Here is an 18457-nt window from a genome sequence, read left to right as displayed (position 1 = left end):
CAAATCAACACTGATGTACGTGTGGCTCCCTAGACTCCGGACACTGCCGCAATTCCTGGGACTGCCACCATGCACGACGCCCTCCAATGGGACTCTGACCTGATTCGCCGTTACGATCTGGCCGGCCCGCGCTACACCTCCTATCCGACCGCAGTGCAACTGCACAGCGAAATCGGCTCCTTCGACCTCCTGCACGCCCTGCGTGACAGCCGCCGAGCGGCGCGTCCGCTGTCTCTCTACGTCCATGTGCCGTTCTGCGCCAACATTTGCTACTACTGCGCCTGCAACAAGGTCATCACCAAGGACCGCGCCCGCGCACAGCCTTACCTGCAGCGGCTGGAACAGGAAATCCAGTTGATCGCCTGCCACCTCGACCCCGGCCAGACCGTCGAGCAACTGCACCTGGGCGGTGGCACGCCAACCTTCCTCAGCCACGTCGAACTGCGCCAGTTGATGGCGCAACTGCGCAAGCACTTCAACTTGCTAGACGATGACTCGGGCGACTACGGCATCGAAATCGACCCCCGCGAGGCGGATTGGTCGACCATGGGCCTGCTGCGCGAACTGGGCTTCAACCGCGTCAGCCTCGGCGTGCAGGATCTCGACCCGGTCGTCCAGCGGGCGATCAACCGCCTGCAAAGCCTGGAACAGACCCGCACCATCATCGAAGCGGCGCGCACCCTGCAATTCCGCTCGATCAACCTCGACCTGATCTACGGCCTGCCCAAGCAGACCCCGGAAGGCTTCGCCCGCACCGTCGAAGAAGTGATCAAGCTGCAGCCGGACCGGCTCTCGGTATTCAACTACGCGCACCTGCCCGAGCGCTTCATGCCGCAACGGCGCATCGACAGCAGCGACCTGCCAGCACCGGCGGCGAAGCTGGAGATGCTGCACAACACCATCGAGCAACTGACCCGCGCCGGCTATCGCTACATCGGCATGGACCACTTCGCCCTGCCCGATGACGAACTGGCCATCGCCCAGGAAGAGTCGACCCTGCAGCGCAACTTCCAGGGCTACACCACCCATGGTCATTGCGACCTGATCGGCCTCGGCGTGTCGGCCATCAGCCAGATCGGCGACCTCTACTGCCAGAACAGCAGTGACCTCAACGAATACCAGAACGCCCTGGATGCCGCGCAACTGGGCACCAGCCGCGGGCTGATCTGCACCCAGGACGACCGCGTGCGCCGGGCCGTGATCCAGGACCTGATCTGCCATTTCGAACTGGATTTCGAACGCATCGAACAGGCCTTCACCATCGATTTCCGGGGCTACTTCAAGGATTTGTGGCCGGCACTGGAAGGCATGGCCAAGGACGGCCTGATCGAGCTGCGCAACGACGGCATCAGCGTGCTGCCAGCCGGTCGCCTGCTGGTGCGCTCGGTGTGCATGGTGTTCGACGCCTACCTGGACCTGAACAACCGCCAGCGTTTTTCGCGAGTGATCTGAGTCGCGTGCGCGGCTCAGGCATTTAGCAACTTGATTGCCTTGCCGACCTGGTCCGGCGTCAGCGCCAACTGCCCCATGGCCCGGACCAGGCCGAAGTTGACGGTGTTCAATGAAGCAGACAATGCACTGACCCGGGCTTCCAAGGCCGCCGTCTTTTTCTGCATTTCCACCGGATCAAGGGAACGATCCCGCATCAGAGACTGCAACTGACGCTGGGCTTCAGCCAATTCCCGCTGCAGCTTGCGGATCATCTTCAACAATTGGCGAACCGACTCCGGCAAGCCGCTTTCGTCGATATCCGCGTCATCTTGACGCTGGCCCGACACCTCCAGCCCCTTGAGAGAAAGGCTGACCTTCACCCCTTCACCCGGTGTTGTGGTGCCCTCACCTTCTTCTCCGCGCTTCGCCTGAACGGGCTCGGAATGCCCGGAAACAGAGGCCTGGCGAGTGGCCTGAAGATCGACGGTCAACATGCTGGTTCTGCCTGAGAGACGTGATGCAATTGTTATCGGCTTGAAACCCGCGAACTTGAGCGGGGAGCGCACCAAAACAGAGCACGCTGGCCTCAACCGTCCCGGCTGAGTTACCCTTGTGTTCTATGTGTGCTTTCCCACAAGGAATGATGAAATGTCTGAGCCTGTTAAACTGCGCCCTCACAACCAGGCCCATTGCAAGGATTGCAGCCTGGCGCCTCTGTGTCTGCCTCTGTCACTGAACATGGAAGACATGGATTCGCTGGATGAAATCGTCAAACGTGGGCGCCCGCTGAAAAAAGGCGAGTTTCTGTTCCGGCAGGGTGACAACTTCGGTTCGGTTTACGCGGTGCGCTCCGGCGCCCTGAAAACCTTCAGCCTGAGCGACGGCGGCGAAGAACAGATCACCGGCTTCCACCTGCCAAGCGAACTGGTGGGTTTGTCGGGCATGGACACCGAAACCTACCCGGTCTCGGCCCAGGCGCAAGAGACCACGTCGGTATGCGAAATCCCCTTCGAGCGGCTGGACGAACTGTCGGTGCAATTGCCGCAACTGCGCCGGCAACTGATGCGGGTGATGAGCCGGGAAATCCGCGACGATCAGCAAATGATGCTGCTGTTGTCGAAAAAAACCGCCGACGAGCGAATCGCCACCTTCCTGGTCAACCTCTCCGCGCGGTTCCGCGCCCGCGGCTACTCGGCCAACCAGTTCCGCCTGAGCATGTCGCGCAACGAAATCGGCAATTACCTGGGCCTGGCGGTGGAAACCGTGTCCCGCGTGTTTACCCGCTTCCAGCAGAACGGCCTGATCGAAGCCGAAGGCAAGGAAGTGCGGATTCTCGACCCAATCCAGCTCTGCGCGCTGGCCGGTGGCGCACTGGAAGCCTGAAATCCTCGGCAAACGGGTATACTGGCGGGCGTTTTGCCTTTCAGGATACCCGCTCCATGCCCAGCGAAAGCTTTGACCTCAAATCCCTGATCCGCCCGGTTACGGACTTTCCCAAACCCGGCGTGATCTTCCGTGACATCACCCCGCTGTTCCAGTCGCCACGGGGCTTGCGCCATGTCGCCGACCAGTTCATCGAGCGCTACGTCGAGGCCGAGTTCAGCCATATCGGCGCCATGGATGCCCGCGGTTTCCTGATCGGCTCGATCATCGCCCACCAGTTGAACAAGCCGCTGATCCTGTTCCGCAAACAGGGCAAGCTGCCGGCCGACGTGATTTCCGAGTGCTACCAGACCGAGTACGGCGAAGCCTTCCTGGAAGTGCATGCCGACAGCCTGTGCGAAGGCGACGCCGTGCTGATCTTCGACGACCTGATCGCCACCGGCGGCACCCTGCTGGCCGCCGCGAACCTGGTCCGGCGCATGGGCGCGGCGGTGTTCGAAGCCGCGGCAATCATCGACCTGCCAGAGCTGGGCGGTTCGCAGAAACTGCAGGACGCCGGGATTTCGACCTTCTGCCTGACCGAGTTTTCGCTGAGCGAATATTGATCCCCCGATAACGCAGGCCGCCGCCCGGTAGGAGCGGATTCATCCGCGATTGGGCGCGCAGCGGCCATAAAACCTGAGCCCCGGGTGTGCCAGACAAACTCGTGGCTCAGACTCTGCGACCGCTTCACCGCCGTTCGCGGATAAATCCGCGCCTACGGGGCCCGCGTCAGACTCAGAGCGACATCGGTTTGCGCCCCGCAAACGAATGCGCCAGCGTCCCGCCATCCACCAGTTCCAACTCGCCACCCAGCGGCACCCCATGGGCGATCCGCGAGCCCACCAGGCCCTTGTCCGCCAGCAACTGCGCGATGTAATGCGCGGTCGCCTCGCCTTCAACGGTGGGGTTGGTCGCCAGGATCACTTCGGTGAAGGTGCCCTGCTCCGCGATCCGCGCCATCAACTGCGGAATCCCGATCGCCTCCGGCCCAAGCCCGTCCAGCGGCGACAAATGCCCCTTGAGCACGAAGTAGCGACCGCGGTAACCGGTCTGCTCCACCGCATACACATCCATCGGCCCTTCCACCACGCACAACAGCGTGTCGTCGCGCCGTGGATCGGCACATTGCGGGCAAAGCTCCTGCTCGGTGAGGGTGCGGCATTGCCGGCAGTGGCCGACCCCTTCCATGGCCTGGCTCAGGGCCTGGGCCAGACGAACACCGCCGCTGCGGTCACGTTCGAGCAACTGCAAGGCCATGCGCTGGGCGGTTTTCTGACCCACGCCCGGCAAGGTGCGCAAGGCATCGATCAACTGGCGAATCAGGGGACTGAAGCTCATGGTAAAAGGCCTGGCAACTCATCGAATGGGGAGAAACGACGATGGGAGCGACGGCCTTGCAGCCGTGCTCCCACCGGGTGAAACAGATGCGTCTTAGAACGGCATCTTGAAGCCTGGCGGCAACTGCATGCCCGCAGTCATGCCACCCATTTTTTCCTGGCTGTTCTGCTCGACCTTGCGCACGGCGTCGTTGACGGCGGCGGCGATCAGGTCTTCCAGCACTTCCTTGTCTTCCTGCATCAGGCTGTCGTCCAGGCTGATGCGCTTGACGTCATGACGACCGGTCATGACCACGCTGACCAGACCGGCGCCGGATTGACCGGTCACTTCGGCGTTGGCCAGTTCTTCCTGCATCTTGGCCATTTTTTCCTGCATCTGCTGTGCCTGCTTCATCAGGCCGGCCATGCCACCTTTCATCATGGGAATCACCTCGGTATCAAGTTACTTGGCACACCGCGCACCAGGCGCGGCGCTGGGTATCCGGTTATTCGCCCTGGCTGGCCAGGGCATCGACAGGTTCAATAGTATCGTGGCGCACGGTGGCACCGAACTTCTGGATCATCTGCTGGATGAACGGATCGTTCTCGATCGATTCCTCGGCCTCGCGCTGGCGATCGGCGCGCTTGCGGGATGCGGCCTGGGCCGGCGTTTCCTGCTCGGGGCGGATCAGCTCGATGGTCAGCGTCAGGTTGCGGCCCAGGTGCTGGTTCAGCGCGTCATTCAGGCGGCGCTGCTGGGTAGCGTTGAACAGCGCGCTGTGGCCCGGATCCAGGTGCAGCAGCCAGTGATCGCCGTCCACGGCCATCAGCGTACAGTTGGCGGCGATATTACCGGTCATGCCGGAGATCGGCAGGCTCGGGAACATTTCCAACCATTGTAGAGCCAGGCCGGTCGCTGGCTGTGCCGCCGGTTCGGGCTCCGGCTCGGCAGCCGGCTCAGCAGCATGTTCGCTGGCGAGTTCGTCCAGGTAGCTGTAGCTCGCCGGATCGACCTCGCCGCCATAGTAATCATCATCCAGCGGCGGCTCGTCATCGCGATCCATGCCGGCTGGGCTGTAGCTGTGGTCGTCCGGCGGCGGCTCGTCGTACCGCTCGGCCGCTGGTGCTGGCGTAGCGACCGGTGCGGGTTCGGGCTCGGGAACAGGGGTCGGCTCGGGCTGTGCTTCAGGCTCGGGCTTGGGTTCCGAAGCGGCTTCAACTGCCGGTACCGGGCTCGGCTCGTCCCACGGAAGATCGATTTTCTCCGCCACCGGCTCGGGCTCGGTCTCGGGCTGAACCTCGGCAACCGACTCAGGTGCAGGCTCCGGCTCGACGGCTGGAGCTGGAGCTGGAGCTGGAGCTGGAGCTGGAGCTGGAGCTGGAGCTGGAGCTGGAGCTGGAGCTGGAGCTGGAGCTGGAGCTGGAGCTGCAACAGGCTCGGGGGCTGGTGCGGCAATCGCAACCGGAGCCACCGGCGCTGGGGAATCAGTTGTGGCCTGGCTGATTCCCACTGGCTTTAGCGTCGTGCCCGGAGCATCGCCGCTGTCCGCCGGGCGGAACGCCAGCATGCGCAGCAACACCATCTCGAAACCACCACGCGGGTCCGGCGCCAACGGCAAGTCGCGGCGACCGATCAGGCCCATCTGGTAGTAGAACTGCACATCCTCGGCCGGCAGCGCCTGGGCCAGGTCCAGCACCCGCTCGCGATCGCCCTGGCCGTTGTCCACCGCCTCGGGCAGCGCCTGGGCGATGGCCACGCGGTGCAGCACATTGAGCATTTCCGACAACACGCCGTTCCAGTCCGGCCCCTGCTCGGCAAGGTGCCGTACCGCTTCGAGCAAGGCACGGGCATCGCCTTCCAGCAATGCTTGGAGCACACCGTAGACCTGACCGTGATCCAGCGTGCCAAGCATCGCCCGCACGTCGGCAGCCAGCACCTTGCCTTCGCCAAAGGCGATGGCCTGGTCGGTGAGGCTCATCGCGTCGCGCATCGAGCCATCGGCGGCGCGACCCAGCAGCCAGAGCGCATCGTCCTCGAACGGCACGTTCTCGACACCCAGCACATGGCTCAGGTGCTCGACCACACGCTCGGGGGTCATGTTCTTCAGGGAAAACTGCAGGCAACGCGACAGGATGGTCGCAGGAAGCTTCTGCGGGTCCGTGGTAGCCAGGATGAACTTGACGTAGGGCGGCGGCTCTTCAAGCGTCTTGAGCAAGGCATTGAAAGAGTGGCTGGAAAGCATGTGCACTTCGTCGATCAGGTAGACCTTGAAGCGCCCGCGGCTCGGCGCGTACTGCACGTTGTCCAGCAGTTCGCGAGTGTCCTCGACCTTGGTCCGGCTCGCGGCGTCGATCTCGATCAGGTCGACGAACCGGCCCTCGTCGATCTCCCGGCACACCGAGCAGGTGCCGCAGGGGGTCGAAGTAATGCCGGTTTCACAGTTGACACATTTGGCGATGATCCGCGCGATGGTGGTCTTGCCGACACCGCGGGTACCGGTGAACAGGTAGGCGTGGTGCAGGCGCTGATTGTCCAGCGCATTGATCAGGGCCTTCAGCACATGGGTCTGGCCGACCATTTCGCGGAACGAGCGCGGACGCCATTTACGTGCAAGAACCTGATAACTCATGAAAAACCATCGCAGCCTGAACGAGCGGGAAGATCGCTAATGCTAGCGGAGCGGGGGCAAAATTGCATCCTGCCATTCCGTCTCGGGCCCGGAAATCGCGGCATCAAGGGCTGCACGTCAGCAACAACGCCGCCAGATACAGCCCCAGACCGAAAACACCGTGGGTCATCAGGCTACGCAGACGGTTTTTCCCCGGCGTCGGCGTCCGCGAGGCAAAGAACCCCGCGCCCATCGCCGGCTGCATGACACAAAACGGCGCAATCACCGAAACAATGCCGAACAACAGCGCGGGCAGCAGCGTCGGCGCCCGCAGCCAGCCCTGCCCCATCACCGCCACCAACAGCGCGGCGAACAGCACACCCACCGCGTAATGGATGATCCAGCCCCACATCAATTCGTTTGCCACAGGCTCAGTCCGGGCAATCGCCGCATGGTGAAAACGACCGCGAAACAGATGCCCCGCCCAGCGCCCGACCATGGCGAAATTGAGGGTGGTGATACCCAGGCGCTTGAGCAATAGGGCCCACAGGTCCATGACCAGCGTGGCGCCGATACCGATCAGCAGAGTGGAAAGAAGGATGGACATGCAAAACTCCTCGGCACGTTGACGAAACATGCCGCGCAGCTTAGAAGTTGAAGTCAACTTCAAGTCAAGGACATGCCGATGGACATTGCCGACGTCGCCAAAGGCACCGGAGTACCGGCCTCGACACTGCGTTACTACCAGAAGAAGGGCTTGCTCGAATCGCTGGCCAAACCGGGACAGCGCCGGCAGTTCCCGGCGGACGTGGGAGATCGGCTGGCCTTGATCGCGCTAGGACAAGCGGCGGGGTTTTCCCTGGATGAAGTGGGAGCGATGCTGGTCAATCTGCAGGTGGATCGCGAGAAGCTGGCGGCCAAGGCGGACGAGATCGATGCGCAGGTCAAGCGCTTGCAGGCGATGAGCAAGGGGTTGCGGCACGCGGCGGCGTGCCCGGCGGACGATCATTTGGCGTGTCCAACGTTTCAGCGGTTGATGAAGGTGTCGTTGCTAAAGCGCTCTTGAGGGCTGCATAGAACCCTGTGGGAGTTGGCTTGCCAGCGATGAAGTCCTGATTGGCAAAACAGGCCAATATCCTGTTGCACTTGCCTAAAAACTTCACCGATATCCGGCTTTCTTGTAGGCAACTTCCCAAGCATACTCCCGCCCCCTGCCAGCTTGTTGCGCTCCCTGGAAACGCTGCCTAGTCTTCGCCGGTCGTCGCAAATCGACGATCGGATTAGCAGTCCGAAATATGGACGTAACAGCAAGCCTGTCATGGCGGCTGTGCGCGTGGGCACCTCCGGGTGCGCCGGTTTCCATATTTCCGGTCTGCTAACCCGCGTACAGTCGCCACCCCCTCGTTTAGCAGCGACCCGTGGTGACTTCATCAAATATGGAGATTCGCCATGAAAAAACTCGTCCCCGATCCACCCCTGATTTCCCCTGAAAAGAAAGCCATCCGCACCGCCGCGGAGCATCTCGAAAATGCAATCTTCGCCGCTGCGGCGCTACTTGCCCTGCACAACCAGCACCACGAAGGAATGCTCAATGACGCACTGGTGGAAATGCGAATGTCCAGGGCACTTCTCACGGTTGCGCTGACGGCTCCGCCAGAGAGCCCACCAATGTGAATGAAGACCGCGGAGTTCAACTCCGCGGTCTTCCCGCCTCAATACCCGCCCCATACAGGTAGAATCCCGCCCCACACATTCAGTCGATCGATAGGGAGCAGTAATCGATGAAGTCGCTGTACAAGTTGGGCGTGGCACTGACCCTCGCCGCCGCGCTCGCGGGTTGCAAAAGTGATCGGGAAAAATTGGTCGAATCGCGATTTGATTTTCAAAAGACCTATGACGAACAGACCGAAAAGTCCGTGAAAAGCTTTGCAGCGCTTCGCGAGAACATTCCGGAGAGCAAAGTCCGCGAAACCATCAAGAAGCACCACAGCCTGGAGCAAGGGCGCCAGGACATCCTTGCGCTCTACAGCGAGGAAAACTTCACCGACGCCGAATTCACCCAGATCATGGACGCCCGGCAACGCATCATGGCCGGCCAGCAACCCAGCGCGGAACAGAAGCCAGCGATGGAAAAGCTGGTGACGCTGATGCAAAAGCGCTACGAGGATCCTGGCTATAAGGAAAAAGGGAAGGCTCTGTACGACGCCATTCTTGCTGACCTGGATAAGTAAGACCGGAGCCCACAAGCTTGTCATGGTGGCTGTGCGCGTGGGCACCTTCGGGTACGCCGAATTCCATGTTCCCGGGCGGCCAATCCGCTGGCAGTCGCCACCGAATGGCAGTGGATCAGAAATTTACTGTGGGGCAGGACAACTCTTCACGGCTGCTTCGAATGCTTTGGTGTAATCAACGTAGGTTTCTGGGTTGTAGGGCCTTGCCGTTACAACGAAGCGATAAGTTCTACTCAAACGGAGGATCTGGTCAACTTCTAAAGCCCATTTGAAGCCCGCATGATCAGTCAAAAGAAAGAACTTATGACTCCAGATCTCGCTGCTTTCACCGCCCCCAGAGTAAGCATATTGAAGATCCCCATACCACTCAGGCCTTTCAATAATAGCGCGGATTGCTTCCTTGACAGAGCCAGCATCGCGACGACTCAAATAGTTCATCTCCCCGATAGCCACATCGTCTAGCGCACTCAACTCTGCTAATGGTACGGGCAAGCGCTCGCGACTTATGACACGGGAATATTTGCAGTCAAACACCCAAAGACCACTTTTCACATATTCATCACCGTAAATCACTACGCCGTTGCCTAAGTCAGTTTTATATACACTGGTCAAAACCCTTATTCCATAGTCGACCCCAAGCAACAAAAACGGGGTGAAAACCATGACTGCAATCCACAAGCCTTTATTTTGGGAAAAACTCAAAAATATGCCCCCAGGTCATTAAAGAATCGCGCCGCGACGGAGAGCAAAGGATCACAAACCTTGCTGCGGCGCAGGACAGCTCTTCACGGCCGCTTCAATTGCCTTGGTGTGATCAACATAGGTTTCTGGATTGTAGGGCCTTCCTGTTAAAACGAATCGGGCGCTTCCACTCAAACGAAGTGACTCGGAGACTTCTACAGCCCATTTCACACCAGCGTGATCCGCCAACACAAAAAATTTGTGACTTACAATATCGCCGCTTGTTGCGCCAACGCCAGAATAAATATACTGCAGGTCTTTGTGCCACTCCGGCACTGCAGTTATAGCCGTGATCGCTTCCTTGGCAGAGGCGACATCACGACCATTGAAATAATACATTTGCCCAAACGTTAGCGTTTCCAGAACACTCAGCTCCGCTAATGGTGCGGGCAAGCGCTCTCGACTGATTGCGCGAGAATATTTACAGTCAAATACCCAAAGACCACTTCTCACATAGTCATCACCGTAAATTACCACGCCGTTGCCCAAGTCTTTTTTATATACGCTGGTCAAAACTCTTACGCCATAGTCGACCCCAAGCAGCAGAAACGGAGAGAAAACCAGAACTGCAATCCACAAAGCTCTATTTTGGAAGAAACTCAAAGTACCCCTCCGGCGCGCCAAATGGAGTGCTCGATCGGCGACTGCCGCCTCTCCTTTCCATGGTTCAGATAGTCAATGAATTCCTGAGTCGTTGTGATTTCGACGATGTCCGCACCATAAACATCAGCGGAGCCGCGTGCCTCAATGAGCATGTCTTCGTTGTACGAAGGCGTGAACACCACCAGCGCCCGAGTCAACGCAGGATTGAAACGCTTGAACTGGGCCAGCTCGCGCACGGCCTGGCCGATGAATATCATCTTGTTGCCCGAGCCATTGTCGTGCTGGCTACCGGCGACTGCGATCAGTTCAGGCGTCAGTGGTTTGCCAGACGCTGTCGAGCGCGACTTATTGGCCGCTGCCGAGGCGATCACCGCCTGTTGGTGGCTAGAGAAGGATTGTTGCCCCGGCTGGACTGGCCGGGCTGGTCGAAGCCGTGGTCGAGGGCTGATTGTGCCTCGGCGCCATGACGCTGTTGGTGGACTCGTAAGAGAAGCCGAAGTCCGAGGGAATCAACCCGGCGTAACACGGGCAGCCACTGAAGCTGTCCAGGCTTCCCGCGACCAGTACGCCTTCGTTGATAAATGACGGAATGCCGCCGTGGATCTGATAGGTCTTCCCGGTCACGCCGCACGTCACCGAGTCACCCTGACGGGCCGACGGCAAGCCCTCGATGATGAATTCGCTGTCGCCGGTTAGCACCTGACCACCACAGGTGGTCTTGTCGCCAATGCGAATGAGGTAGCCGAGCACCATGAATCTGCGTCCTTCTGCTTTGTCCAAAACCTCCCGGGAAATAGCTCCCAAGGCCAAGGACAGATGCTTGCAAGAGGACAGCTTGATGGTAAGCAGGCGGATTCCGAGCGCTAAGCAGGATCTTTCTGACAGGGCTATCAGTCACCGCAAAAAAGGTCCGCAGGATAATGCCTGCCCCCTTACCCGCTCAGGGCGGCAGGCGACACCAAAACCATCTGGCACAACCACTGGTGAGATTCCATTACGGATTCATCGCTTTTATCGGGACAAAGGAATTCAGAAAAGAGAAGACGACGGAACAGGCAATGCTGCCTAACCCGCAGGTCAGTACAGGCTATGCAGCACACCCCGCCAACATCAGGACAACGCCTGCGGCCAGTCCCTTCAGCGTCCGTCCTTTCATTTCTGCCCTCCCAGTAGTGTGCCCACCAACCCGGCAAAGAATCGTAAAAAAGGCATTTAGAAATGCTTCTGAGGCGCGCATTTTCGGTCGCCGGACTGCACGGCGTTGCATGCATCCTCGGCGGCGCTGTAGGCGTCCAGGTATTGCTTGCGTTCATCGATACGCTGTTGAGGGGTGCCGCCAGGACATCCTCCGTCGATCATATCGATAGCCGTCTTGGTCATGAACATTACCGTCTCGGTGCTGCTGGTGACGGAGGCGTTATCGGGGATCTTCGTGTTGATTACGATTTGCTTGCGGGTTTCGCAGTCGCCGGAGGCGAACGTCAGACCCGATTCGCCGCCGCCAACGATTTCAGGCGCTTTATTGTCAGGGTTGCCGGTGGCCTTGAGCGCACTCAGTTTATAGTCCTTGGCGCACGCCATGAGCAATTGGTACTCGGCATCACCATTGCCGTATGCGGCGGTGCTGTAGCACGCCTCGTCTGCGGCGCATTCATTGAGCTTACCTATGTCGTACTGGATGAGGCCAAGGCGTTTTTCGTAGGGGTGCATGGACCACGTATTGTTGTCTTTCGCCCCGCCGAGAGCGGCCTCTATGTACTGACCGCAGAACTGGGGATAGGTGGTACAGCTTTTCGCCTGTGTCAGGGCAGCAATCTCTGCCTGGCAGTGAGCCGCGACCTGCTCCTGACCTGGACTCACGGTGTAAGTGGTTGCCGATTGTTCCGCCGCTGCGGCGACGTTTTCCGTGCCTTCGTCATCCGAGGTGTCGCTCGAGGTGTCGCCCAAGGTGACGACATCCATGACAACCATGAAAGGCAGGGCAACGCTCATGATTCCGACACCAAGAACGTCGCCGTCCTTGGCGGAGTCGACGATCATCTGACCAGTCTGGCCGGTATGGGTAGAGCAGCCGGCAAGCGCCAGCATCGCCATGACGGTTAGAATTTTCCGCATGTTTGATTCCTGTAGGGACGGGACACTGGTTTCTTGGCCAATGGCTGCGCCCTTCGGAATTTCTGCCCGCAAGCGTTTGTGATGCCCGGATAGGCCTCGACTCTCTTTGGCCGCCCCGGTCAATGCCAATGCGCCTTTATCGTCTTCCATTTCCCAGGGGCTATACGAATACGGAGTTCTGCCTGGATGGATTGCGCCGAAGTCTGCTACCCGAACTGGGTTTTCTTCAGCTACGTAATCGTCCAGACACTTCGGCAGCAATGTGAACGGCGTCCGAACCTCACCCTCAATGAATCGCTTCATGATTGTCCCTGCCACGATCACGATAATCAGGAGGTTAGACAATCGCTGATGTTTTCACACAATCTGGGCCGTTTTCTGCCATAGGCGCCCCCTCAAGCAGCGCCCCAAAGGCCCCTATCTGCTCGCGATGCAGGTCAGCCGCCAAGCGCATGACCGCAAAAAAAGAGAGTTACCCCATTCCGATCAGACGCGCTTTTCACCCAAGGCAGCGTCAAGACAGGCACGAATGTAGGACACATCCCGATTCAACACCGGACGCTTACTGACTTTTATTGAGAGAAGAAACCTCAGAAAAGAGGCAATGACAGAACAAGCGATGCAGCCTGATCCGCAGGTGAAGGGTGTTGCCGACAGGGTCAGAGAGACTTTCAGACCCCGGAATGGAGGCGGCCCCACCAGCCACACCCCGGCACACGATGTTCCCGCTATGGCTGCTGCCTTCCGGCTCTGACCAGGTGGCATCCACGGATGCTCGGTAATCGTTGCGGGCCTTATGGGGCAAGGGTTTCAAGCTGATGGGACTCCAATAGTTCTACCGTGCGGATACGATGCACGGGCGAGATGATACCAAGGGTGTGGCTAGCACTGTCACACTTTGCTGTAACACTTTGGTGTCACACCTATGGCCTACATTATCAAACGCGGGGCGCTCTACTACCTGAATCTCAAGCTGCCGAAGCACCTCTTCCCGAGGTGTAACACTCTGCGATTGAGTCTGAATATTCGGCATCGTCAAAGTGCCTTGTTCGTTGCCACGTCTCTCGTCCAGCGGCTGCATGCCCACCTCTCCGAGCACCCTTTAACAGACCTTCGAACGCTTCGTGTGCTGTGTCGGGAATGGAGGGATGCCACCCCAGCACCACTGGTTCGGCTCAGTCCAAGACCAGCTCAAACAGCTACCGCGAAGCAGGTAAGCGATGGCCCCACACTGGCCACCCTGTCGAAGCTATATATAGAAGAAGGGAAACGCGGCGGCACATGGCGCCAAGGCAGCACCGAGGAAGTCGAACGGGCAATGGCTGATCTGTTCGATCTGATGGGTGACATGCCTCCCTCTAGCTTCGACGTGCAACAAGCCCGCCTGCTGAAGGAACGGCTGAGCCTGTGCCCGCAGTACTTCGCCCTACGGCCTGAGTTCAAGGGCAAGACACTGAAGCAGGTCGTGGAGTCAGGTGGCACGTACAAGACCATCACTGCCGTCACAGTGAACAACCGGCTACGCAAGCTCACCGCGTTCATGAACTGGTGCAAGGCGAACGGCTACGTTGCGGAGAACCCGCTAGCGGGAATGAAGGTGATGACGGGATCGGCCAAGGAAGCCCGGTTGTCCTTCGACCGGCACGACCTGACCGTCCTGCTCGACCAGCAGCAGTTATTAAAGGAAGGCCGCAAGCATCCGTGGCGATACTGGTTGCCGCTCATGGGGCGTGCCACTGGAGCTCGCCTAGAGGAAATCTGCCAGTTACGGATAGACGACTTCATCGAGCAACAGGGCATCCAGTGCATACGCATTGACGACAGCCGGGACGGCCAGAACCTGAAGAACGCCAGCAGCCGGAGAATCATCCCCCTACACCCCGCCCTGATCGACTTGGGCCTGCTGCATCACGTCGAGTCCGTCAGGGCCACAGGTGCTGATCGCCTATTCCCCGAACTGGAAGCCGTCCGAGGCAAGCTGGGCCATGCTCCTTCGAAGTGGTTCGGTCGCTACAAGACTCGCCTCGGCATCACCGACGCCAGAAAGACCTTCCACAGCTTCCGCCACACGCTCATAGACGACCTACGGGATGCCGGGGTGCAGGACTCTCTCATCAAACGCATCGCTGGACACGAGGACGGTGCAGTCACGTTCAGCATCTACGGCAGCCGAAGCCACCTTAAAGCCATAGCGGATGCCCTGACGCATATCGACATCCATGCCTCCATAACGAACAGGCTTCCATGCCACTAGCCGCCTTGGCAGCACTGCGACTCACCGAGCATCGCTGTCGATGCTCAGCTACCACTCAAACAACTATAAATTAACATTTGTAGTCTACGTGATAGAAGAAAGTTCCAGGGGGGGAAACTTCCGTCAAAGCCAGCAAATACGGAACAATACACATGAACAGCAAAAACTAAACTTATAAAAAACTTGCCTTTAAAAAGCGTTTCGCTAGGATGGCGCCACACAGAGCAACGACGGACCAACAGCAAGAAGACTGTATCCCGCACTGATACAAAAAGCAACCAAACACAAGAGCAAAGACCATGACATAAGAACGAAGCGAGCGATACACACGAATTGTATGCAAAACCAAAGGAGAACCCCCATGAATTAGCCACCCGCATATAACCCACACCGGCAAGACACACCAATAATATTCTCCCACTTATATATGTTCACACATAGAGCACGGGAGAGCTTTGCTTTAAATAAGGTAAGATAATGAATCAGAAACATAGCATGCACATCACTGCTCGCCAACGTCGCCGGGCTTCCTCACAGCGTCCAGGCTATAGCACACATCAGCCACCGATGAAGGTAATTGCTGAGCTCAACCAGGTAATAGCAACGACAGTGTACAGCACAGAAGTGGCGCTGCTAGCTGGAAAAACACACAATCAGATTATGTCGGAAATTTACACAGCACTTAAAATCCTTAATCTCTGCCCAAGTAAATTCCTCACTGAATTCACCGATAGCACAGGCACGGTAGTACCTTGTTTCAAGCTGCATCGCTGCGACCCAGACATTATGATCTCGGGATCCAACATGGTGCAGTCCATCTTGGAGCAATTTGTATTCGACCACCAAGAGCAGGTGCGTGAACTTCAGAAAGAGCTCGATATGAATTCTGAGAAAATTGAATTCTACGACGCCATGAACGAATCAAATGATGCAGTCAACTTTGGAGTCGCTGCCAAGACTCTTGGCACCGGAAAAATTCGGTTCATAAACTACCTTCTCGCTCATGGGATTATTACAGGAGGCGGTTACAAGAAGAATCTTCCATACCAGCGCCACTTGGACTGCGGACGTTTTAAAGTAGAGTGGGGGTTTTATAAGGACTCCAAAGGGAATCGTAATATCAAACCGATTCCACTTGTAACTGGAAAAGGACTGATCTGGCTTAAACAGTTTATCGAGAAGCATGGCCGCAACGGACTGTAAATAACCAAACGGACACAGAAATCTATTGCTGCACAGATAGCTTAAAACAACATAGCGCTAGAACAGTAGTTGCATTCCGCCTGGACGAATACATTATTCGACCTATACGATATATGATTCAGGGGTGACTCGTACCTGAGCAAGCCACCCCCTAGCGCCGACATCAAGTTATATTCAGTGCCCTAACTAGCTGAGCATTCACAACGGAACAGCATCATTGCAGCGACCACGCTGGACGTAAAACAAACCAATGCGCCACCAACCAAGCTAAGTAAATATTTAAACCGAGCCACGAAAACCCATAACCTGAAGAAACAAAAAATGAAAATCGAGAAAATGAATAATACCCAACCCCAGAGCTTTGTAACCATTGGCCCTTCTAAGAACATCCTTGTCAAGCAACTGATATACACTCAATACGTTGTTCCAGCAACCGGGCCAATTGGAGGAATTGACGAATACGGTGAGCTAACTCAAATTCTCGCTGATGCAACAGCTAAAGATGAAATCCACATTCAGCTGTTCTCACCAGGGGGCAGCCTTGAGACCTGCGACTATCTCTGCCGTCGCATGGATGAATGTACAGCAAACATCGTTGTCGAAATCGGCATGACTTGCGCCTCGGCCGCCTCTGCTATTGCACTGCACGCTGATGAGTGGGTGATACATGACAGCAGCACAATGATGGTGCATGCCTGTTCCTACTCGCCGGGTTACGGGAAAGAATCGGATGTACGACTGAGCGTTGCTTACACAGAGCGTGTAAACCGTGAGTGGGTACAACGAACTTACGCAGGGTTCCTGACTGAAGAAGAATTCTCAGCCATTCTGGATAACGGGAAAGACTTGTACTTCTTCGCAGATGATCTGCGACAGCGTCTACCTAAGTACGCGAAGCATCGTGCACAACGCGAAGCAGAGAGCGTTTACTGAGAGAGTCATGACAACCAGCACCACACCTGAAGCAACTGAAACGACCATTGCAGAACAGACCGCCATCGAACTTCGCAAGAAAGGTGCGACTCAAATCCAGATTAGAGCAGCCACCGGACTTACTGAGCGGCAAGTTAAAGAAATAGTGAAAGGGACACCAAAACCAAAACGAACACGAAGCCCTATTTCGAGAGCTGAGTCACCGTTTTCCAAATCTATCGAACGAGCACTTCCACTAGCGATCCGAACCCAAGGTATCCGAGACCATGAGCTGCGAAATATTCTACACAAAGAGTATGGCAGCACATGGAGCACGTCAAAAGGCCGATATGAAAGTAAGTACACCGCCGACCACCTCAAACGTGTGAAAGAGAAAGTCCATGAACAAGCACATGAGTTAGGTTGCAGCGCGTTCTTTCTACCCGACTGGATTGATGAAGGCAACCCACGGGTAAGTAACGAATTCTTGATAAGCGCAGCTACCGACTTGATGAGCAGGGTGGATGAGTATGTAAATGAATACATGGTTTTTCACGGCACCTCACAAGATGCTGACGGCCAAGAGGGCGGGTTTGGTCGAAGGAAGCAATGCTACGCAGTGCGACAGTATCTGCTAAAGCTGGCGTTCCGAGATTACGGCCCAGAGCCCATAGAAAAGCTCTTGCATAGAACAGCCACTCTCGTTGATGCCTTGGAAGGAACCCCCGATGTCACGGTTACTAATGGCACACATCACAAGGGGGACCGAGTATCGAAAAAGCCTACGGAGTATTACCCCGAACCTTCCCGGCTGGACGCTTTTCTTGATTTCGTAGAGGCAAAGGGATGGATTAAAGCCTGAACAACAGACCGCATCCGAGAACCAGTCTCACTTGTCCTGAAACTGACATTCACGCCCACCATACTCAGTGCATGGCAGATTTTGGACATGCAACCGCATATCAGAAATTTCATCTACTGAAGTTAACTGTTAGCGGCGTCAACGTCAGATATATAAACCTGTGCCCTTGGGCACGAATGACATCTCTATATTTTTAATGGAAGAGATGGGGCGGGCAGCCCCCTCCCGCTCTGGCTCTTGACTTTATATACCGTACAAAGAGTGGTAGATGTTGTTTACTTGTGGCGCCTACGCCACAACAGAAACAACTGTGCTTGAAGCACGGGATAACAACTCTATTATGCAGGGGAAGAAAGGGGTGAACCCCTCCCCCCATTCTTGGTCTTGCTTTCAACTCTATAGACTTCTCGTGCTACATAACATCGTAACGGGACGTTACATATAACCACAGCTTAAAACCAAGCAGTAAGGGGGCTTTCGCTCCTGCCCCCTCTCTATTACCACTATGCCGTGAGGCATCATATATTGATTCTAACTGTACAAAGCAGTGTGGTGCACCACCGCCCACCCACTAGCTTAGACCAACCTAGAAGGGGTCTTAACTCGTGACGAGACGTCACACACTAACACGCACCGTGCAGGACCTATAGTAGCGTAAGGCTATCCCCACCTACTACATAGTATAGTGCTTTGAGCAAGGCATCACTACTTGGGCACACTGACAGGCTGTTAACGGCACATATCAAAACAGAAAC

Annotated in this window: 20 protein-coding genes and 1 pseudogene; 11 read left to right on the top strand and 10 right to left on the bottom strand. The window is 57.0% G+C overall.

The annotated features are described in order from the left end of the window. Nucleotides 1–69 precede the first annotated feature (69 nt). Complete coding sequence (gene hemN, locus NTD82_RS16915) at nucleotides 70–1452, top strand: oxygen-independent coproporphyrinogen III oxidase (protein ID WP_262129531.1); 1383 nt, start codon at nucleotides 70–72, stop codon at nucleotides 1450–1452. 14 nt (nucleotides 1453–1466) lie between these two features. Here hemN and NTD82_RS16910 read toward each other — a convergent pair whose 3' ends face one another. Then, entirely contained in the window at nucleotides 1467–1925 is a 459-nt protein-coding gene (locus tag NTD82_RS16910) for a hypothetical protein (protein ID WP_262129530.1), read from the bottom strand. A 154-nt stretch (nucleotides 1926–2079) separates the two neighbouring features. Here NTD82_RS16910 and fnrA point away from each other — a divergent pair, with 154 nt between their 5' ends. Further along, a complete protein-coding gene (fnrA, locus tag NTD82_RS16905) occupies nucleotides 2080–2814 on the top strand; it encodes a Crp/Fnr family transcriptional regulator FnrA (protein ID WP_095157052.1) in 735 nt (244 codons plus the stop codon). Nucleotides 2815–2870: 56 nt separating this feature from the next. Next, nucleotides 2871–3419, top strand: a complete 549-nt coding sequence (locus NTD82_RS16900) for an adenine phosphoribosyltransferase (RefSeq protein WP_262129529.1) — start codon at nucleotides 2871–2873, stop codon at nucleotides 3417–3419. A 172-nt stretch (nucleotides 3420–3591) separates the two neighbouring features. Here NTD82_RS16900 and recR read toward each other — a convergent pair whose 3' ends face one another. The 4 genes from recR to NTD82_RS16880 form a co-directional block, all read right to left on the bottom strand. Then, entirely contained in the window at nucleotides 3592–4194 is a 603-nt protein-coding gene (gene recR, locus NTD82_RS16895) for a recombination mediator RecR (protein ID WP_095157050.1), read from the bottom strand. Nucleotides 4195–4287: 93 nt separating this feature from the next. Continuing rightward, nucleotides 4288–4614, bottom strand: a complete 327-nt coding sequence (locus tag NTD82_RS16890; RefSeq protein WP_028945400.1) for a YbaB/EbfC family nucleoid-associated protein — start codon at nucleotides 4612–4614, stop codon at nucleotides 4288–4290. A gap of 64 nt (nucleotides 4615–4678) precedes the next feature. Continuing rightward, the gene (dnaX, locus tag NTD82_RS16885) at nucleotides 4679–6802 is read right to left on the bottom strand and encodes a DNA polymerase III subunit gamma/tau (RefSeq protein WP_262129528.1); all 2124 of its coding nucleotides are present in this window, start codon (nucleotides 6800–6802) and stop codon (nucleotides 4679–4681) included. Nucleotides 6803–6905: 103 nt separating this feature from the next. Beyond that, complete coding sequence (locus tag NTD82_RS16880; protein WP_262129527.1) at nucleotides 6906–7388, bottom strand: DUF2938 domain-containing protein; 483 nt, start codon at nucleotides 7386–7388, stop codon at nucleotides 6906–6908. A gap of 78 nt (nucleotides 7389–7466) precedes the next feature. On the opposite strand from NTD82_RS16880, the gene NTD82_RS16875 reads away from it, so the two are divergent. The 3 genes from NTD82_RS16875 (at nucleotide 7467) to NTD82_RS16865 (ending at nucleotide 9012) form a co-directional block, all read left to right on the top strand. Further along, a complete protein-coding gene (locus NTD82_RS16875; protein WP_262129526.1) occupies nucleotides 7467–7847 on the top strand; it encodes a helix-turn-helix domain-containing protein in 381 nt (126 codons plus the stop codon). Between the two features lie 383 nt (nucleotides 7848–8230). Continuing rightward, nucleotides 8231–8455, top strand: coding sequence for a hypothetical protein (locus NTD82_RS16870; protein WP_095157046.1), 225 nt, complete (start codon nucleotides 8231–8233; stop codon nucleotides 8453–8455). Nucleotides 8456–8562: 107 nt separating this feature from the next. Continuing rightward, on the top strand, nucleotides 8563–9012 hold the full coding sequence (locus NTD82_RS16865; protein WP_262129525.1) for a hypothetical protein: 450 nt from the start codon (nucleotides 8563–8565) through the stop codon (nucleotides 9010–9012). Between the two features lie 123 nt (nucleotides 9013–9135). Here the strand turns inward: NTD82_RS16865 and NTD82_RS16860 are convergent, their stop codons facing one another. The 4 genes from NTD82_RS16860 to NTD82_RS16845 form a co-directional block, all read right to left on the bottom strand. Next, nucleotides 9136–9675: a hypothetical protein gene (locus NTD82_RS16860; protein WP_262129524.1), complete on the bottom strand. Its 540-nt coding sequence runs from the start codon at nucleotides 9673–9675 to the stop codon at nucleotides 9136–9138. A gap of 90 nt (nucleotides 9676–9765) precedes the next feature. Then, entirely contained in the window at nucleotides 9766–10356 is a 591-nt protein-coding gene (locus NTD82_RS16855) for a hypothetical protein (protein ID WP_262129523.1), read from the bottom strand. Continuing rightward, nucleotides 10353–10727, bottom strand: a complete 375-nt coding sequence (locus NTD82_RS16850) for a hypothetical protein (protein WP_262129522.1) — start codon at nucleotides 10725–10727, stop codon at nucleotides 10353–10355. Before NTD82_RS16850 ends, NTD82_RS16855 begins: the two co-directional genes overlap by 4 nt. A gap of 13 nt (nucleotides 10728–10740) precedes the next feature. Next, a complete protein-coding gene (locus NTD82_RS16845) occupies nucleotides 10741–11109 on the bottom strand; it encodes a PAAR domain-containing protein (RefSeq protein ID WP_262129521.1) in 369 nt (122 codons plus the stop codon). On the opposite strand from NTD82_RS16845, the gene NTD82_RS16840 reads away from it, so the two are divergent. Next, nucleotides 11108–11425 (top strand): hypothetical protein, encoded by a 318-nt coding sequence (locus NTD82_RS16840; protein WP_262129520.1) that lies wholly within the window; start codon nucleotides 11108–11110, stop codon nucleotides 11423–11425. The genes NTD82_RS16845 and NTD82_RS16840 overlap by 2 nt on opposite strands. Nucleotides 11426–12672: 1247 nt before the next feature. On the opposite strand, the pseudogene NTD82_RS16835 reads toward NTD82_RS16840, so the two are convergent. Further along, nucleotides 12673–12774: pseudogene (locus tag NTD82_RS16835) on the bottom strand (hypothetical protein); the annotation flags it as partial. A gap of 622 nt (nucleotides 12775–13396) precedes the next feature. On the opposite strand from NTD82_RS16835, the gene NTD82_RS16830 reads away from it, so the two are divergent. The 4 genes from NTD82_RS16830 to NTD82_RS16815 all read left to right on the top strand — a co-directional run bounded on the left by NTD82_RS16830 (nucleotide 13397) and on the right by NTD82_RS16815 (nucleotide 17702). Further along, entirely contained in the window at nucleotides 13397–14725 is a 1329-nt protein-coding gene (locus NTD82_RS16830; RefSeq protein WP_262129519.1) for a site-specific integrase, read from the top strand. A 495-nt stretch (nucleotides 14726–15220) separates the two neighbouring features. Then, nucleotides 15221–15928 carry a phage antirepressor KilAC domain-containing protein gene (locus NTD82_RS16825; RefSeq protein ID WP_262129518.1) on the top strand — a complete coding sequence of 236 codons (708 nt, stop codon included), beginning with the start codon at nucleotides 15221–15223 and terminating at the stop codon, nucleotides 15926–15928. 321 nt (nucleotides 15929–16249) lie between these two features. Continuing rightward, on the top strand, nucleotides 16250–16861 hold the full coding sequence (locus NTD82_RS16820) for an ATP-dependent Clp protease proteolytic subunit (protein ID WP_262129517.1): 612 nt from the start codon (nucleotides 16250–16252) through the stop codon (nucleotides 16859–16861). Between the two features lie 7 nt (nucleotides 16862–16868). Beyond that, nucleotides 16869–17702 carry a hypothetical protein gene (locus NTD82_RS16815; RefSeq protein WP_262129516.1) on the top strand — a complete coding sequence of 278 codons (834 nt, stop codon included), beginning with the start codon at nucleotides 16869–16871 and terminating at the stop codon, nucleotides 17700–17702. Nucleotides 17703–18457: the final 755 nt, after the last annotated feature.

Origin of the sequence: Pseudomonas sp. 5P_5.1_Bac1, assembly GCF_025466015.1 — a bacterium.
Classification (GTDB): Bacteria; Pseudomonadota; Gammaproteobacteria; order Pseudomonadales; family Pseudomonadaceae; genus Aquipseudomonas.
Note: the sequence above shows the minus strand (reverse complement) of the source record. Positions and strands in the feature narration are given on the sequence as shown.

Excerpts from the sequence above, each read along its gene's own strand:
- NTD82_RS16890 (WP_028945400.1), bottom strand. The coding sequence starts at position 4,614 with ATGATGAAAGGTGGCATGGCCGGCCTGATGAAGCAGGCACAGCAGATG.
- NTD82_RS16860 (WP_262129524.1), bottom strand. The coding sequence starts at position 9,675 with ATGGTTTTCACCCCGTTTTTGTTGCTTGGGGTCGACTATGGAATAAGG.
- NTD82_RS16820 (WP_262129517.1), top strand. The coding sequence starts at position 16,250 with ATGAAAATCGAGAAAATGAATAATACCCAACCCCAGAGCTTTGTAACC.
- recR (WP_095157050.1), bottom strand. The coding sequence starts at position 4,194 with ATGAGCTTCAGTCCCCTGATTCGCCAGTTGATCGATGCCTTGCGCACC.
- NTD82_RS16875 (WP_262129526.1), top strand. The coding sequence starts at position 7,467 with ATGGACATTGCCGACGTCGCCAAAGGCACCGGAGTACCGGCCTCGACA.
- dnaX (WP_262129528.1), bottom strand. The coding sequence starts at position 6,802 with ATGAGTTATCAGGTTCTTGCACGTAAATGGCGTCCGCGCTCGTTCCGC.
- NTD82_RS16840 (WP_262129520.1), top strand. The coding sequence starts at position 11,108 with ATGAATCTGCGTCCTTCTGCTTTGTCCAAAACCTCCCGGGAAATAGCT.
- fnrA (WP_095157052.1), top strand. The coding sequence starts at position 2,080 with ATGTCTGAGCCTGTTAAACTGCGCCCTCACAACCAGGCCCATTGCAAG.
- NTD82_RS16845 (WP_262129521.1), bottom strand. The coding sequence starts at position 11,109 with ATGGTGCTCGGCTACCTCATTCGCATTGGCGACAAGACCACCTGTGGT.
- NTD82_RS16865 (WP_262129525.1), top strand. The coding sequence starts at position 8,563 with ATGAAGTCGCTGTACAAGTTGGGCGTGGCACTGACCCTCGCCGCCGCG.
- NTD82_RS16880 (WP_262129527.1), bottom strand. The coding sequence starts at position 7,388 with ATGTCCATCCTTCTTTCCACTCTGCTGATCGGTATCGGCGCCACGCTG.
- NTD82_RS16830 (WP_262129519.1), top strand. The coding sequence starts at position 13,397 with ATGGCCTACATTATCAAACGCGGGGCGCTCTACTACCTGAATCTCAAG.
- NTD82_RS16870 (WP_095157046.1), top strand. The coding sequence starts at position 8,231 with ATGAAAAAACTCGTCCCCGATCCACCCCTGATTTCCCCTGAAAAGAAA.
- NTD82_RS16900 (WP_262129529.1), top strand. The coding sequence starts at position 2,871 with ATGCCCAGCGAAAGCTTTGACCTCAAATCCCTGATCCGCCCGGTTACG.
- NTD82_RS16815 (WP_262129516.1), top strand. The coding sequence starts at position 16,869 with ATGACAACCAGCACCACACCTGAAGCAACTGAAACGACCATTGCAGAA.
- hemN (WP_262129531.1), top strand. The coding sequence starts at position 70 with ATGCACGACGCCCTCCAATGGGACTCTGACCTGATTCGCCGTTACGAT.
- NTD82_RS16910 (WP_262129530.1), bottom strand. The coding sequence starts at position 1,925 with ATGTTGACCGTCGATCTTCAGGCCACTCGCCAGGCCTCTGTTTCCGGG.
- NTD82_RS16825 (WP_262129518.1), top strand. The coding sequence starts at position 15,221 with ATGCACATCACTGCTCGCCAACGTCGCCGGGCTTCCTCACAGCGTCCA.